Genomic DNA, 15,693 nt, shown 5'->3' with positions numbered 1-15,693 from the left:
TGATAACAATTGTAATAACTCCCTTCAACAACAACTTCTGTATATAACAAATAACGTAAAGATCTAATCATATGTTGCTTGTATAATTTTGTAAAGGGAGTAAATGAAAAAAATCTAATATGGGCATAAAAAAAGAGACCGTATCCGGTCTCTTCGTTAGTACATGATTGAACTATTGGGTACTGCGATTAAAATTCAAATTGCACGTCGCTCAGACGACGTTTGATCTCAGCAATAACACGTTTTTCTTCCTCTTCACCCTTCGCTTCAAAGGTTACGGAGAAACGAACAAAGTTACCCGCATCATCCCAAGGTACGGATGAGATCAATTTCTCACGGATCAGGAATTGGGAGAAATCTTCGCCGGATTCGAAGCGACGTCCACCAACCACACCTTTTGGTGCTTCAACATACAGGAAGAAGGAACCTTTAGGTTTTTCAGCTTGGAAGCCCAGTTCGTTCAATGCGGCAACGAGCATGTCGTGACGGCGGGAATATTTCTCTGCAATTTTTTCCGTAATTTCAGGGTGATTCAATCCATAAGCAGCAGCCTTTTGAATCGCGATGAACTGACCGGAGTCATTGTTGTCTTTCACGTCGCTGAATGCTTTGACTACAAGCGGGTTACCCGCTACGAATCCGATTCTCCAACCCGTCATGTTGTAGGACTTGGATAGAGAGTGCAGCTCTACGCCGACATCCTTCGCTCCAGGTACCGACAGGAAGCTGAACGGTTTTTTGCCATCATACGTCAATGCTGCATATGGAGCATCATGTACAACCACAACATTGTATTTCTTAGCCCACTCAACGACTTCAGTGAAGAACTCTACCGTCGCGCTTGCGCCTGTTGGGTTGTTCGGGTAGTTCAGGTAGAGCAACTTCGTACGTTTTGCGATGTCTTCCGGAATCGCCGTCAGATCAGGCAGGAAGTTGTTCTCTTTCGTCAATTGGATGTTGAACACTTCTCCACCCAGATACTTCGTATGTGTACCCATAACCGGGTAACCTGGAACGGTCATGATGGTCACATCACCCGGATTGATGAAGCATGAAGGCATCATCGCCAAAGCCGGTTTGGAACCAATGGAGTGCACGATCTCAGTATCTGCATCGATACCTTCTACGTTGAATACGTTTTTCAGGTAAGAAGCAGCAGCAGCTTTGAATTCAGGAATACCATTGTCGGCATAACCACGGTTCTCAGGTCTGGAAGCTTCTTCTGCAAGTGCAGCTACAATGCCTGCATCAGCCATTTCGTCCGGTTCACCTACACCAAGGTCAATCAGTTCCACATCGGGAAAATCTTTTTTGGCCGAAGCTTTGGCACGTTTGATTTTCTCGAATTTATAAATGTTCGTGTCTTTACCATAGTTGGAGCCACCGATACGGTCGGCAAAATTAGTCTGAATGTAAGTTTCTTGATATTTATCGATACTCATAACGTTGTTCATCTCCTCATTTGACGCAAATTTCTACACTTTAATATGAAGCATTTGCGTGATCAAAGCCATGGACAAAGTATCCGAACATTTGTACTTTTTTGGAGCTGTTAACGACTGCGTAGCGAGGCAAGCACGTCTTCCATATCTTGCGGAATCGGAGCTGAAAATTCAAGGTATTCTCCCGTTGTTGGATGCACAAATCCAAGAATGGCCGCATGAAGAGCCTGTCCTTGCATTTTGATGCCTTTATTCCGTCCATAAGTTGGATCTCCTACAAGCGGGTGACCGATAAATTTCATGTGAACCCGGATCTGGTGGGTACGTCCGGTCTCCAGTTTCAATTCCAGCAAGGTGTAATCATTAATCCGCTCTGTAACGGTAAAATGCGTAACGGCATGTTTACTGTTACGTTCCGTGACTGTATACATTTTGCGGTCATTGGTATCGCGTCCAATCGGTGCATCAACGGTCCCTTGATCATGATTAAGATGACCATGAACGAGCGCAATATACCGTCTGTTCACCGTATGGTCCTTCAACTGAGCAGCCAGTGATGCATGGGCACGATCGTTCTTGGCAGCCATGATCAAGCCTGATGTATCCTTATCGATACGATGCACAATACCCGGGCGCAACTCTCCATTTATCCCGGAAAGGTCTTTACAGTGGTGCATGAGTGCATTGACGAGTGTGCCAGACGTATGTCCTGGTGCTGGATGCACCACAAGACCACGCTGTTTGTTAATCACGATCAGGTCGCTGTCTTCATATACCACTTCCAGCGGAATATCTTCGGCGACGATCTCCACAGCAGTCGGTTCTGGAATCTGTAGCTCAATCAGATCCCCTTCGGATAACTTGGCATTGGCTTTGACGACAGCACCATTTACCGTAACCATTCCGTCTCCGATCCACAATTGAACTTGGGAGCGAGATACGTTATCCACGGCTTCCGTAATATATTTGTCAATTCGTTCTTTTTTATGTTCAGCGGCAACGGTCCATTCCATACGTTCATTGCCATTCATTAGTTCTTCGTCGTTAATCTGTTCCTTATTCGGATTACTCATGATGTTCATTCCCTTCAATCTTCGCGGCTGCTTTTTCGCGCCGTCCTTCAAGCAATGTCTCCACTATGATCAACCCTACACCGATGCAGATTGCCGAATCGGCGATGTTAAAAATGGGAAACGTATAACTTCCAAAATTAAGTTGTACAAAATCTACAACTTCTCCAGTCAATGCCCGGTCAAGGAAGTTGCCAATTGCTCCACCAAGCACCAAACTAAGCGCCACAGGCAGCAATTTGTGCGGGGTATCTTTTACCTTTTGCAAATACCAAATCAAGGCAACGACCACAATCAACGTAACCACGATAAAGAACCAACGCTGGTCTTGCAGAATGCCAAATGCTGCTCCTGAGTTACGATGTGATGTGATGACAAAGAAATTGCCGATGACCGGAATTTCTTCTCTGAGTTCCATCCGGGTTGCAATCAGATACTTGGTTCCCTGATCCAATAAAAATACGATAAAAGCGAGGATATAATACACCACGTTTGTTTGTCACTCCGTTCTTGTCTTTTCCAAACGATACCAGGCTTACGCCAGACTTGTTTATTGTAGCACAGCTGTTTGGAAATCGTCCACGACGCGCTACATCGCAATGCTTATGGCAAAAACGATAACATTTCCCTTCTGTAATCTTGCCCTCAATGGCACATCCTACAATAGAGTCAAAATCCGGATTCCAGCATGAAAGCAGAAAGGGGAAAATCATGTCACATTTTACTAACGAACAACTGCAATTTTTACGTTCCCAACTGATGTCCGATAAGCGCGATATTGAACATAGACTTTCGGAAAACGAGCATTATGGCCTTGGAGACTCCCTTAAACTACAGACAGGTGAATTATCACCGATTGATAACCATCCTGGCGACTTAGCCACGGAGGTGTATGAACGCGAGAAAGATATTGCCCTGCTGGAACATGATGAATTCCAATTGGAGCGAATCGATTCTGCACTGCACTCCATCGAAGAAGGACATTACGGTACATGTGCGGTCTGCCAGCAACCCATCCCTTATGAACGTATGGAAGCTGTTCCCTACACGAAATATTGCAAAAAACATCAACCCGAAACCGTTGTCTCTGAGAACCGTCCTATAGAGGAAGAATTCCTTGCCCCGGCATTTGGTCGAACCAGTCTGGACGAGCGTGATGATCAAAATGGCTTCGATGGTGAAGACACCTGGCAGATTGTTGAGAGCTGGGGCACATCGAACTCACCAGCCATGGCTGAAGGACGCGATATCGACAGCTATGATGTTATGGCCATTGAAGCCACCGATGAAGTGGAAGGCTGCGTTGAAGCGTACGAAAGCTTTGTTGCAACGGACATCTATGGTCATGACGTCTCCATCGTGCGGAATCGGCAATATCGCCAGTATCTGGAGAACCGTGAGGGCGAGGGTCTGTTAGAACCGGATATAGAGACGGATGACATGTACTAAATGCACTCTTATATCATTCACCTTTAATCGCTTAGTACGTGTTCATATCAAGCTGACGCTGGACAATGCGCACAATATCAGCGATGTAGTCTCCAACAATGGGAAGATTGAGCGCCCCAAGTAGCTGCAAAACGTAAATGATCGTTGCTGCGAAAAAGGTAAACCCAATCGCAATCCCCACACCCCGTGCGGCTCCAGACAACAGGTTAAGTCCAATCAATTTCCATGGCCTGTTCAGCAATTCTGTGTATTGCGCAATTCGTGAACGTTCCAGTTCATTAGCCAGACGGTTCGTCAGGGTATGTAACTCTTCAATTTTGTCATGGGAATTCAGATTATCTGATGTTGATTGTTGTGAAGTGGATGCGGTTTGCTTGTCATGTTCGCTCATGTTTTGGTCAGTTCCTTTGATCAATATAGATTGACTGCACTATAGAATCATTGCCTTATTGCCTAAAAAACAAACGAGCCCAGATACAGGGAATATGTCCCTGCCTCTGCGGCTCGTTGGTTTATACTCTATATTCTGTCCTAGTTGAATGGGACATGCTCCGAATTACGCTTCGATGTAAATACCGATCGATTTGCCTCCGGCTTCAACGCGTTCCATCGCCTCATTTGTGCCAAATGTCACTTCGGTTACGAGAACATTTTCACGCAATACATCATCAAACGCCTGAATAGCTTCCTGAAGGGAAGCATCCACATCCAGTGTCAAACGTACTCTTTTCTCAATTGGCAGGTCCAGTCGTTTCCGGGTATCCTGCACAGCACGAACCACTTCACGGACCCAGCCTTCCTGTTCCAATGCTGGCGTGATTTCGGTATTGAGCGCAACCGTCAGACCGTAACCTGATGCTGAAGCAAAACCTGATTTGGCCTTTCTATCAACCAATAATTCTTCGCTCGTCACTTGCAGCTCTTCGCCTTCCGGAGAAACGATGTTCAGCACACCCTCCGAAACCACTTTACGCGTCTCATCAGCCGACATTCCCTTGAAGAAGTTTTGCAATAATCCTACGTTTTTACCGTATTTCTTACCTGCAACTTTCAGGTTCAGCTTCAATGTAAAGTCAACGAATTCCGCATCATTATGCTCCGTACGGATTCCTTTTACATTGATCTCTTCCTTGATGATCTCTTCATAACTTGCCAGGTCAAACCCTTTATCCAGGGAAACAATCAATTCCGACAGTGGCTGACGTGTCTTGATGCCTGTTTCGTTACGAACGTTACGGGCAAGTTCAACCACGCGGCGAGCCGTCTCCATATCTTGTTCCAGAGCTGCATCAATCAGCGATTCATTAGCTACCGGATAGTCTTCCATGTGCACACTCTCACCTGTTGCAAGGTTCAGATAGATATCTTCTGCCAGCATCGGTGTGAACGGAGCAACCAACTTCGCAGTAGTCACCAGTACTTCAGTCAATGTACGGTAAGCGTCCAGTTTATCGTCTGTCAGGCCACTTCCCCAGAAACGGTCACGGGAACGACGGATATACCAGTTACTCAACTCATCGACAAATGCTTCAATCGCTTTGGAAGAGTTCAGATAGTCGTTAACCAGCAACGCTTTTTCTACAACCAGGATCAGGCTGTTCAGTCTCGACAGAATCCAGCGATCCAGCTTGTGTGCGGACAGTTGGAACGGGTGCTCCTGTGGATCAAATCCATCAATGGTAGCATAAAGCGTCAGGAATGCATGGGTGTTGACCAGCGTATCCACCATTTTGGATTTTGCTTCGCCTACGATACCTTTGGAGAAACGTTTGCTGTTCCACGGTGCACTGTCAGACAACAAAGCCCAGCGGAATGCATCTGTACCGTATTCTTCAATCACTTCCCAAGGATCGATAACGTTACCTTTGGATTTGGACATCTTCTGTCCGTTCTCATCAAGAACGTGTCCTGTAGCCATAACCGCTTTGTAAGGCGCTTTGCCTGTCAAAAGGGTGGAAACCGCCAGCAAGCTGTAGAACCAGCCACGTGTCTGGTCAATTCCCTCACAGATCATATCCGCAGGATACTGCTGTTCGAATACTTCTTTATTTTCAAATGGATAGTGCTGCTGGGCAAACGGCATGGAGCCGCTGTCGAACCAGACATCGATCACTTCCGGTGTACGTTTCATTTCATATTTGCCACAAGAGCTTATGACTTTAACGTCATCCACATACGGTTTATGCAATTCAAGATTTTCAGGAACGTCTCCTACCGCACGGGCACGCAACTCTGCAATGCTGTGTGGAGCAAATTGTTCGCCAGTCTCCTCACATACCCAGATGTTCAGTGGAGTTCCCCAATAGCGATCACGGCTGATGTTCCAATCCACCAGATCCTCAAGGAATTTCCCGAAGCGACCTTCACGAACGTGACCCGGGTACCAATCCACTTCACTGTTGTTGGCAATCAATTGGTCCTTGATGGCTGTTGTTTGGATAAACCAGCTGTCCATTGCATAGTACAGAAGTGGTGTATCACAACGCCAGCAGAATGGATAGCTGTGCTCATATTTTTCTTTGCTGAACAAACGTCCATGCTCAGACAGATATCGCACGATATCAATATCACAGTCCTTCACGAAACGTCCGGCAAAGTCAGTAACCTCAGCGACAAATTTACCTTCCAAGTCCACCATGTTCACAAAGCTGATACCATTCTCACGACACACACGGTAGTCATCTTCACCATGGGCAGGAGCCATGTGTACGATACCCGTACCACTTGCATCCGTTACAAAACTTGCGCCCAGAATGATGTTGGCCTTCTCAGCCTGTACGTAGTTGAAAGGAGGATCATATGTTTTGCCAACGAGGTCGGCACCTTTCAGTGCACCGATGATCTCATACTCGCCCTTGGCATCTTTCATCACTTTCTCAACCAGATTGGTTGCCATAATGTACACTTCATCACCTTGACGAACACGGGAGTAGTCCATATCCGGATTCACGGCAAGTGCAACGTGTGAAGGCAGTGTCCAAGGTGTTGTCGTCCAAGCCAGTACAAATTCTCCGCTGTCATTCAGTTTGAATTTCGCTGTAGCACTCAGATCTTTAACGTCTTTGTACCCTTGTGCAACTTCATGGGAACTCAGTGTTGTCTGGCAAGATGGGCAATACGGACTCACACGATGACCCCGATACAACAGGCCTTTCTCATGGATCGTCGCCAGGATGTTCCATACACTCTCGATGTAGTTGTTATCAAGGGTGATATACGGGTTATTCATATCCGTCCAATATCCGATGCCTTCTGTCAAATCACGCCATTGTTGCTCGTATTCGAATACGCTCGCTTTACATTCGTTAATGAATTTCTCCACGCCGTAATCTTCGATTTCCCACTTGTGGGAGATACCAAGCTTCTTCTGTACACCCAGTTCTACAGGCAGACCATGTGTATCCCAACCTGCTTTACGAACGACACGGTAACCCTTCATCGTGTTATACCGTCCAACGAAATCCTTGATTACCCGTCCCAGTACGTGACCGATATGCGGTTTACCGTTTGCTGTAGGCGGCCCTTCATAAAATACGAAGTTTGGCTTGCCCTCCCGGTTTTCGATGGATCTTTTGAATGTATTCTCCGTTTTCCATTTATCTAACACGCGTAATTCTCTGGCACGTGCCTTCTCTTTGACGTCAACTCGTTGCATGATGATTATCTTCCCTTTCTTTGGTTGGATTGTGGACCGTCCACAAAAAGCGTTTCAATCCCCCTAAATCCCCCTTGCCAAGGGGGACCCCATAGGCGCTCCGCCCTCTGGACACCCGGGATGGGTTGTCGTTGGAGGATCGGTGGCGCTTATGGGCGAGGGGTGGATGTGCGTAGTGGCGGCCATTTTGCGGCTGTTCCCTGCGTGAACGCCGCATGGCCTTACCGCGAGGCGGGTGTTGCCGGGTGCTTCGCTCCCCCGGCGGGTGGCTCTCTCCTTGAGATCCCTTCGGGACTCATGGGCGTTCGCCTTGGCGAACCCGTGTGCCGGGTGCTTCGCTCCCGCGGCGGATCGGCTCTCTCCTTGAGGTCCCTTCGGGCCTCATGGGCGTTCGCCTTTTTTGGACACAAAAAAACCCCGTCCCTGGAAAGGGACGAGGCTATACTCGCGTTACCACCCTAATTCTGTTCATCACAAACCACATCCAGGCAAAGCCTGAGTATGCTCTGTCATCAACAGCGCTTATGCCCCGCTAAACTACGGCAGGGTGCCGTTATAACGTACGGCTTACGGTTCGGCTTACACACGGCAATCAAGATCACCGCTTCAGCGTCACTTCTCCGGGGAGATATTCGGCTATAACTCATCCATTGGTTTGCACCAACCACCAACTCTCTGAGGGATGAGATCATAACGTACTGAACCCGTCATGGAATCACTATTCATTATGAATATAGTTATAGCCTCTTTGCAGACAAAAGTCAACCAGGCGACAGACTAATAAATTTCTTTCATCTCCCGCTCACGGTCACGCACTTCCTGCTCCCGGCTCTCCAGCACTTCCCAACCATCCTGAGTCAACAGTTCAAGCTGCGCTTCAACAAGCGTGCGGAAACGGGCACGATAAATCGAGGCCTGCTTTTTCAGTTCTTCCACTTCCAAAGCAATTTTGCGAGATTTGCCCAACGATTCGTTCACGATCCGGTCTGCGTTTTTCTCTGCTTCCTTCACGATCAACTGCGCTTCTTTCTTCGCATTACCCTTCACATCATCAGCAGCTTCCTGCGCAATGATGATCGTTTTGCTAAGCGTTTCTTCAATTGTAGAAAAATGATCCAGCTTTTCCTGAACGGACAGCAACTGATTGCTCAGCTCTTTGTTCTCGCGAATGACGCCTTCGTAATCTTTGATGACTTGATCCAGGAATTCATTGACTTCATCCTCGTCATACCCGCGCAAACGTCGGGAAAATTCCTTGTTGTGTATGTCCAGCGGCGTTAATGGCATGCTGTCCACCTCCTGTTAAAGTTCCTTCCCGTCCAGAGAAGGTTTGTAGCATATGGGTACCACCCAAGGGGCCGTATCGTTGATGCCTAACCTTGGCAACGTATACGGAATGCAGGATTAGAATTGCATCCTCCAACGTTCATGTAAAGCTTTGACTTAATGTTTATCGGATACACCGCGTATTTTCTACACCTTTATGATAAACATTTCGACAAGAAAGCGGATTTTCCTGCAACAGACTCAGGCAAATTTGCCGATTTTCACTCGGCAGCGCCCTTTTTTGGTCATCCCATCCTGTTCCATAACCTTGAAACGGCCAAATCCCTGAATGGATACGACATCACCGTCTTTTAGCGATTTGGAGGGATCTTCCTCAACCTTCCAGTTCACACGGCAGCGACCAGCTTTGATCGGCACCAGCACTTTACTGCGACTAAGCCGATACACATCTGCGCAGATTCCATCCAAACGAAGAGAAGCGACCGTAATGTCCATCGTCTCCAGTTTACTCTCTGACCATCGCATCTGATCCAAAGGAAGTAACTCTGTGAACACATGTAACCGATGCACCTGATTCAGTTGAAGCGATAAAAAAGCGCCGGTTTCCGCCGCCACCACTGTATGGCAACCGTCCTCCAGCACTTGGATATCTCCGATCTTTCCACGTTTCATCCCAAGCCCGAGCAGGGAACCCATATAGTCCCCATGCTCCAGCTCCGAGATTTTCTGATCATCAGACGTGATACTGAGCACCTGCATTCCCATATCCTCATCATCCAGATACATATAATCAGGTGCAACCAGCGCACGCTTGCGTTCAGCAGCCTCGTAACCACCATCCAGACGAATCTGAACGTCGTTACGGCGATTGGCAAGAGTCTGTAAGATAAAAACCTGTCTAGGATCAAGGAAGTCAGTTAGCTTCATGTCATGATACTTACCTGCCTGCTCAACCCAATCCGAAGCTTTGTCTACAAAATCCCGCTCATCATGGCTAAAATGTTCGTAAATTTCACCGCTCATCTATGTCACCCTACCCTAATATGCAAAATACCGGAGTATGGAGATTAGCCCATTAAGCGCAAGTTGCAGAACGATCAGCGCCACAATCGGGGAAATATCCAGCACACCGAACAAAGGCGGTATAAATCGGCGAAACGGACTTAGATATGGTTCCACTAATTTGCCCAACCATTCACCGATAAAGCTTTCCCGTGCATTGGGAAGCCATGACATCAATATGTAGACGATGACCATGTAAAAGTAAATTTGATATGCAAAACCCAAAATATTAACTAACGACTCCAAAAACGGCTCACCTCATTCTGTTATAATCTTGCTCGCTGTCAGCCAGTATTTCCGTAATTGATCCCTGAATTTCAACCGTATCTGGCGTACAGAGAAAAATGTTTCCGCCGATTTTGGAAATACCGCCACCCAATGCATATACCGTGCCACTCAAAAAATCAATAACACGCAGCGCTTGGTCCTGGCGAATTCGTTGCAAGTTCACCACAACGGTACGATGCGAACGCAGATGGTCGGCAATTTCCTGAGCCTCGTCATAAGAACGCGGTTCATACAGGACAACTTTAACATTTTTCTGGGAATGAATGCTCACCACATTATTCCCCCTTTGGTTTCTACGTTTATCGAGACTGGAGGTTTCAGCTTCCTGATGTTCAGACTCATTTTCCTCCTGCGCAGCCATTCGTTCACGTTCTACAATCTCTTCCTCTTCCTGAAGTCCGAGGAAATTCATAAATTTATTCATTACGCCCATCGTGAACCCTCCTCTTTTCCTACGAGAATCGATCCTAGCCGTACCCAGGTTGCACCTTCTTCAATGGCCACTTCAAAATCATTGGACATCCCCATTGACAGCTCAGTCAATGGCTCTGCTGTAAGGGCTTGTCCATTCAATTGATCTCTCAGCTCACGCAATCCACGAAATACGGGACGCGTCAGCTCCGGATCTTCCTCATGAGGTGCCATGGTCATCAGGCCGACGACCTTGAGATTGTTGAACGAACGAATATCACGCAAAAAAGAACTTGCCTGTTCAGGCTGTAAGCCATACTTGCTCTCTTCACCCGAAATATTCACCTGCAAAAACGTTTCCACTTGGATGCCAAGTGAAGCTGCTTTCTTATCCAACTCCTTCGCCAATGACAAACGATCCAGTGAATGTATGTAACGAAACTTGCCAATCACGTCTTTGACCTTATTCGTCTGCAAATGACCGATAAAATGCCAGGTACCCTGCTGACCAAAAGCTTCCCATTTGGCCTGTGCATCCTGCCACCGGTTTTCTCCAATATGCTCAAGACCATGATTCAGCACCGATCCCGTTGTTTCAAGTGAGACATATTTCGTGACCGCAATCACATTCACATCATCACGATGACGGTTACTGCGCCGACATGCATCCTCGATCTTCTGATTTACCTGTTGTATACGCTCCTCCAATGACACAGAGGGTCACCTCTCTTCCAGCCCAATCCAGCTCGCCATCCGCCCTGTAACACCATTTTCCTTCCGATAGGAGAAAAATAGTTCGGGATGACAACTTGTACACCATGTTGTACATTCGATATGATCCGGCATTATTCCTGCTTTCATCATAATGTGTCGATTACATTCTTTCAAGTTTAACATCGTTTTACCGTTATTCACGGCTCGATATGCTTGTTTAGAAGCAGAATCCTTGTATTCATCATTAACCGGGGAATCATCAAACCAAACCCGTACATGCTGCATGACCGCCTCATCCACTTCATAACAGCAATCCCCAATCGACGGACCAATTGCAGCTCGAATGTCCTGCCTACGGCTGCCATACTCCCGTTCCATCGTCTCCACCATGGATACAGCGATACCCGCGACTGTACCTTTCCATCCGGCATGAGCAAGACCTACAGCCTGCTGCACAGGGTCATAGAAATAAAGCGGAACACAGTCTGCGTAGAAAGAAGTCAACAGCACACCAGGCACATTCGTGACCAATCCATCCGTATCCTGCAACGCAGATTGACGATCAAGTAATCCTCTGCTCCGATCTTCAGCGGTAATTACAGCTACGTGTTTGCCATGCACCTGCTCTCCACAGGTCCATGCTTCTGCTGCAAAACCAAGCTCCTCGGTTACAAGCCTGCGGTTGTTAAGTACAACTTCAGGGTCATCCCCCACATGATAAGCACAATTAAGCGTAGCATACGGAACTTTTCCAACTCCACCATGTCTCGTCGTAAACCCGACTGACAGCTGTTCAAATTGCTGTGTCCAAGGCTCAACATATAATAATAACGGATCAGGACCGAAATCTGAATTTGGGTTCTTGGTCTGTTCAAGTAATTCTTTATCCAATACAAAGGGTTCCATTATCTCACCTCACCACTTCCAGTGTACCAAATGAGCCACATTCTGTCTCATTTATATCGTTCGACGCTGATTACGTTCCGACCGTTCAATGCGTTCCACTCGCTCTGTGCGGTTATGCTGCTGTTCATCATACAGGCGCGCTTCGCGATCACGCTCGTCATACGTATTTTCCTTCACCTCATCCATCTTCACCAGTATCACATCTGAACCAATCTTCACAATGTTTCTCCAGGGAATCACCAGATCCGTTCCCCCGCCAAAAAGACCCATAAAACGGCTGTACCCTGGCACAACAATCGCTTCAATTCGTCCCTGTTTCAGATCCAGCTCCAAATCACTGATCTGACCGAGGCGTTTACCATCCGTAATGTTAATGACATCCTTTGTCTGAAAGTCCGAGATTTTCATGCCTCGTGCCGCTACTTCGCTCGTATTCACTTTCATTCATTTCCGCCCCCTGTTATTCCTCTTCTGCCCGTTCCTGACGCTTCTATACAATATATGTTTCAGGGGCGAAAAATGTCCTGTTTTTCATCGAATATTGAATCTACCCAAAACAAAAAGACGACCAACGGAATACACTTCCCCGATTGATCGTCCTCCTGCCCTTGCATCGTGTTACGACTTCACATGTTTTTGCATCTGTTGTATCGCTGATTTCTCCAGACGTGATACCTGAGCCTGGGAAATGCCAATTTCATCAGCCACTTCCATCTGGGTTTTCCCTTCGAAAAACCGCATCGACAGAATCATTTTTTCCCGCTGACCAAGACGATGCATCGCTTCACGGAGTGCAATTTCCTCGATCCATGACACATCTTTGTTTCTGTCATCGCTGATCTGATCCATGACATAGATCGGATCTCCACCATCATGATAAATCGGTTCGAAGAGCGAGACCGGGTCCTGAATGGCGTCCAATGCAAAAACAACATCTTCCTTCGGCACATTCAGTACTTCCGCAATTTCGAATATCGTCGGTTCCCGGGAATTTTTATTCGTCAGGCTGTCACGGACCTGAAGTGCTTTGTAAGCAATGTCCCTCAAGGAGCGAGATACCCGAATCGGGTTATTATCACGCAGGTATCGACGGATTTCACCGATAATCATCGGCACCGCGTAGGTTGAAAATTTGACATTCTGGGATAAATCAAAATTATCAATGGCTTTCATCAGGCCGATGCAACCAACCTGGAACAGATCATCGACAAACTCCCCCCGATTGTTAAAACGCTGAATGACACTGAGTACCAGACGCAGGTTGCCATTCACTAATTTCTCTCTTGCTGAGCGATCATGGTGTTGCTGAAGGGAATGAAACAATTCCCGCATTTCAGTGTTGGTGAGGACAGGCAATTTTGCGGTGTCCACGCCACAAATCTCGACTTTGTTTCGGGTCATCGTGATTTACCTCCCAAGGAGAAACATTAATGTACATTATCTCCGGGGCAGGCTTTTTTATTCGTACTTGGCACCCTTGCCAGTAATACCCATTCTGACCAATGATGTATTTCAGACCATTTTATTGAACTCCTTGCGAAGTCTTTTAATGATTCTTTTTTCGAGACGAGAGATGTAGGATTGGGAGATTCCTAGGAGATCCGCTACATCTTTTTGTGTCTTTTCTTCCCCATCCGTCAAGCCAAAACGAAGCTCCATAATCATTCGCTCGCGCTCCGTTAATTTTTCCAGTGCCTTGTGCAAAAGTTTCCGGTCTACCTGCTCTTCAATATTCCGATAGATTGTATCGTTTTCTGTACCCAATACATCGGATAATAATAGTTCATTTCCATCCCAATCAATGTTTAGCGGTTCATCAAAAGAAACTTCAGTTCGGATCTTACTATTACGTCTCAGGTACATTAAAATTTCATTTTCGATACAACGTGAAGCATAGGTTGCCAATTTGATTTTCTTTTCCGGGTCAAATGTATTAACTGCCTTGATCAATCCGATGGCTCCAATGGAGACCAAATCCTCAATATTGATTCCTGTGTTTTCAAACTTTCGTGCGATGTATACCACCAGACGCAGATTACGCTCAATGAGCATCGCGCGAATGGCTGAGTCTCCCGAGGATAATTTTTGCAGCAAAAATTCTTCCTCTTCCCTTGTCAAAGGCGGCGGAAGTGCCTCACTTCCCCCAATATAATAGATCTCTTCACTTTTGAGTCCCAATAAAAATAACAGACGGTAATATTGCAGCTGCGCCACCAGTTTCCATTTCACAAGCATGTACGTTCCTCCTATACCACATTCAGCGGCTTTTCTGTTGCTCCCGCAGAGAGAGCCGTAGACTGCGCAGAAGCAGCGTCTTGCACAAGTTCAGGATGAATCACGGCCTGGTATTTCCCATCCGACGACAAAACACCTCCATCCAGCCCAATGAGTACTCTTGTCGTCTCATAACATGTTTCCTCCATCGTCACCTTCACCCGGTCCGGCTTCATTGCCAGCATAAACGCAGTCCCTTTGTTAATGCCCCGATAAGGCACCAGCCGCAGTCGATCCTGCCACTGAAAACTTTCCTGATCAAGCTCCAGAATAAGGTTGTCCGGCGCCTCGTCCTTGAGTCTACCCTTCCATGAAGCAGGTAACATGTCTTGCCATAACGAAACCTCCATCACCATGACCGGCATACGCGATAAGGGATCTGTAAGTTGATTGCCCGTATCCAGAAGGCCTGTACAAGAAATGACTACCTCATCGATGCAGACCTCAACTTTACCCAAATAGGTCGTCATGCGATCCGTTTTCCGTTTTGAGCTCTGCACAGTTTTGAATAAAAACAGGACAGCAAAAAATACGATAAACGTGAACCAGAAAGCAATTTTCAGATCAAATGACATACCGCCAGAGGCTGTAAACCAAATGCCGTTAAACAGCTCACCGGAGCTCTGAAGCATGTAATGCACACCCAGAATACCTCCGGCAGCGACAAAATTAATCACATAGAAGGTACCCAGCGTCCTCGCAAAAGCCTGCAGACCTTTAAAACCAAAAGCAATCGTAAGCATGACCAGTGAGAACCCGAACTTGATCAAAAAGGTGAACATAAAATCAAACTCCGGTACAAACATCATGACCACATATAATGCGCCCACAATGGCTGACAGCAACCATCGCCACCAAACCAGCTTTGTCTTGCGCATCCAGGCGGTCATTCCGATGAGTGCACCGTCAATACACAGGTTTGTCAAAAAAATTAGATCCACATAAACAACCAAAGTCTTCACCTGCCTGCGCGCAGCATATCGAAATACCGGTACCCGATATCCTGATATTCATGAGCATATTCACAAGTATACGGAGCCCCCTGTTCAAAGTCTGTCTAATCATGGGGGTGTGGTTCCAACTTTTTTTGTCGGAATTGCTCAGGCCCTTTGTTCAGAATTTGTTCATTGCTGTA

16 protein-coding genes and 1 other annotated feature are annotated in these 15,693 nt (G+C 46.7%); of the genes, 1 reads left to right on the top strand and 15 read right to left on the bottom strand.

From position 1 onward, the window contains the following. Nucleotides 1–188 precede the first annotated feature (188 nt). The 3 genes from D829_RS0102825 to lspA all read right to left on the bottom strand — a co-directional run bounded on the left by D829_RS0102825 (nucleotide 189) and on the right by lspA (nucleotide 3,002). Nucleotides 189–1,442: an LL-diaminopimelate aminotransferase gene (locus tag D829_RS0102825; protein ID WP_017687323.1), complete on the bottom strand. Its 1,254-nt coding sequence runs from the start codon at nucleotides 1,440–1,442 to the stop codon at nucleotides 189–191. A 110-nt stretch (nucleotides 1,443–1,552) separates the two neighbouring features. Further along, the gene (locus D829_RS0102820) at nucleotides 1,553–2,524 is read right to left on the bottom strand and encodes an RluA family pseudouridine synthase (RefSeq protein WP_026080969.1); all 972 of its coding nucleotides are present in this window, start codon (nucleotides 2,522–2,524) and stop codon (nucleotides 1,553–1,555) included. Beyond that, complete coding sequence (gene lspA, locus D829_RS0102815; protein ID WP_017687321.1) at nucleotides 2,508–3,002, bottom strand: signal peptidase II; 495 nt, start codon at nucleotides 3,000–3,002, stop codon at nucleotides 2,508–2,510. Before lspA ends, D829_RS0102820 begins: the two co-directional genes overlap by 17 nt. A gap of 221 nt (nucleotides 3,003–3,223) precedes the next feature. Between lspA and D829_RS0102810 the strand changes: the two genes are divergently transcribed. Further along, nucleotides 3,224–3,961 carry a TraR/DksA C4-type zinc finger protein gene (locus D829_RS0102810; protein WP_017687320.1) on the top strand — a complete coding sequence of 246 codons (738 nt, stop codon included), beginning with the start codon at nucleotides 3,224–3,226 and terminating at the stop codon, nucleotides 3,959–3,961. A 31-nt stretch (nucleotides 3,962–3,992) separates the two neighbouring features. On the opposite strand, the gene D829_RS0102805 is transcribed toward D829_RS0102810, so the two are convergent. From D829_RS0102805 to spoIIGA, 12 genes are all read right to left on the bottom strand, one after another. Continuing rightward, nucleotides 3,993–4,352: a DUF5665 domain-containing protein gene (locus D829_RS0102805; protein ID WP_017687319.1), complete on the bottom strand. Its 360-nt coding sequence runs from the start codon at nucleotides 4,350–4,352 to the stop codon at nucleotides 3,993–3,995. Between the two features lie 165 nt (nucleotides 4,353–4,517). Next, complete coding sequence (gene ileS / locus D829_RS0102800) at nucleotides 4,518–7,616, bottom strand: isoleucine--tRNA ligase (RefSeq protein WP_017687318.1); 3,099 nt, start codon at nucleotides 7,614–7,616, stop codon at nucleotides 4,518–4,520. A gap of 426 nt (nucleotides 7,617–8,042) precedes the next feature. Then, nucleotides 8,043–8,336, bottom strand: a binding site (T-box leader). Between the two features lie 57 nt (nucleotides 8,337–8,393). Further along, on the bottom strand, nucleotides 8,394–8,903 hold the full coding sequence (locus tag D829_RS0102790; protein ID WP_017687316.1) for a DivIVA domain-containing protein: 510 nt from the start codon (nucleotides 8,901–8,903) through the stop codon (nucleotides 8,394–8,396). Nucleotides 8,904–9,143: 240 nt separating this feature from the next. After that, nucleotides 9,144–9,926: a YlmH/Sll1252 family protein gene (locus D829_RS0102785; protein WP_017687315.1), complete on the bottom strand. Its 783-nt coding sequence runs from the start codon at nucleotides 9,924–9,926 to the stop codon at nucleotides 9,144–9,146. Nucleotides 9,927–9,941: 15 nt separating this feature from the next. After that, complete coding sequence (locus D829_RS0102780) at nucleotides 9,942–10,211, bottom strand: YggT family protein (RefSeq protein ID WP_017687314.1); 270 nt, start codon at nucleotides 10,209–10,211, stop codon at nucleotides 9,942–9,944. A gap of 7 nt (nucleotides 10,212–10,218) precedes the next feature. Further along, a complete protein-coding gene (locus D829_RS0102775) occupies nucleotides 10,219–10,686 on the bottom strand; it encodes a cell division protein SepF (protein WP_017687313.1) in 468 nt (155 codons plus the stop codon). Beyond that, nucleotides 10,677–11,378, bottom strand: a complete 702-nt coding sequence (locus D829_RS0102770) for a YggS family pyridoxal phosphate-dependent enzyme (protein ID WP_017687312.1) — start codon at nucleotides 11,376–11,378, stop codon at nucleotides 10,677–10,679. The genes D829_RS0102775 and D829_RS0102770 overlap by 10 nt, the downstream gene beginning before the upstream one ends. A 6-nt stretch (nucleotides 11,379–11,384) precedes the next feature. Continuing rightward, nucleotides 11,385–12,284, bottom strand: a complete 900-nt coding sequence (gene pgeF / locus D829_RS0102765) for a peptidoglycan editing factor PgeF (RefSeq protein ID WP_017687311.1) — start codon at nucleotides 12,282–12,284, stop codon at nucleotides 11,385–11,387. A 51-nt stretch (nucleotides 12,285–12,335) separates the two neighbouring features. Further along, the gene (locus D829_RS30270; protein ID WP_017687310.1) at nucleotides 12,336–12,728 is read right to left on the bottom strand and encodes a YlmC/YmxH family sporulation protein; all 393 of its coding nucleotides are present in this window, start codon (nucleotides 12,726–12,728) and stop codon (nucleotides 12,336–12,338) included. Nucleotides 12,729–12,902: 174 nt separating this feature from the next. Beyond that, on the bottom strand, nucleotides 12,903–13,685 hold the full coding sequence (gene sigG / locus D829_RS0102755) for an RNA polymerase sporulation sigma factor SigG (protein ID WP_017687309.1): 783 nt from the start codon (nucleotides 13,683–13,685) through the stop codon (nucleotides 12,903–12,905). 111 nt (nucleotides 13,686–13,796) lie between these two features. After that, nucleotides 13,797–14,519 (bottom strand): RNA polymerase sporulation sigma factor SigE, encoded by a 723-nt coding sequence (gene sigE / locus D829_RS0102750; protein ID WP_017687308.1) that lies wholly within the window; start codon nucleotides 14,517–14,519, stop codon nucleotides 13,797–13,799. Between the two features lie 11 nt (nucleotides 14,520–14,530). Further along, nucleotides 14,531–15,511, bottom strand: a complete 981-nt coding sequence (gene spoIIGA, locus D829_RS30265; RefSeq protein ID WP_017687307.1) for a sigma-E processing peptidase SpoIIGA — start codon at nucleotides 15,509–15,511, stop codon at nucleotides 14,531–14,533. Nucleotides 15,512–15,693: the final 182 nt, after the last annotated feature.

It is taken from the genome of Paenibacillus sp. PAMC 26794 (assembly GCF_000316035.1).
Taxonomy (GTDB): Bacteria; Bacillota; Bacilli; order Paenibacillales; family Paenibacillaceae; genus Paenibacillus.
Note: the sequence above shows the minus strand (reverse complement) of the source record. Positions and strands in the feature narration are given on the sequence as shown.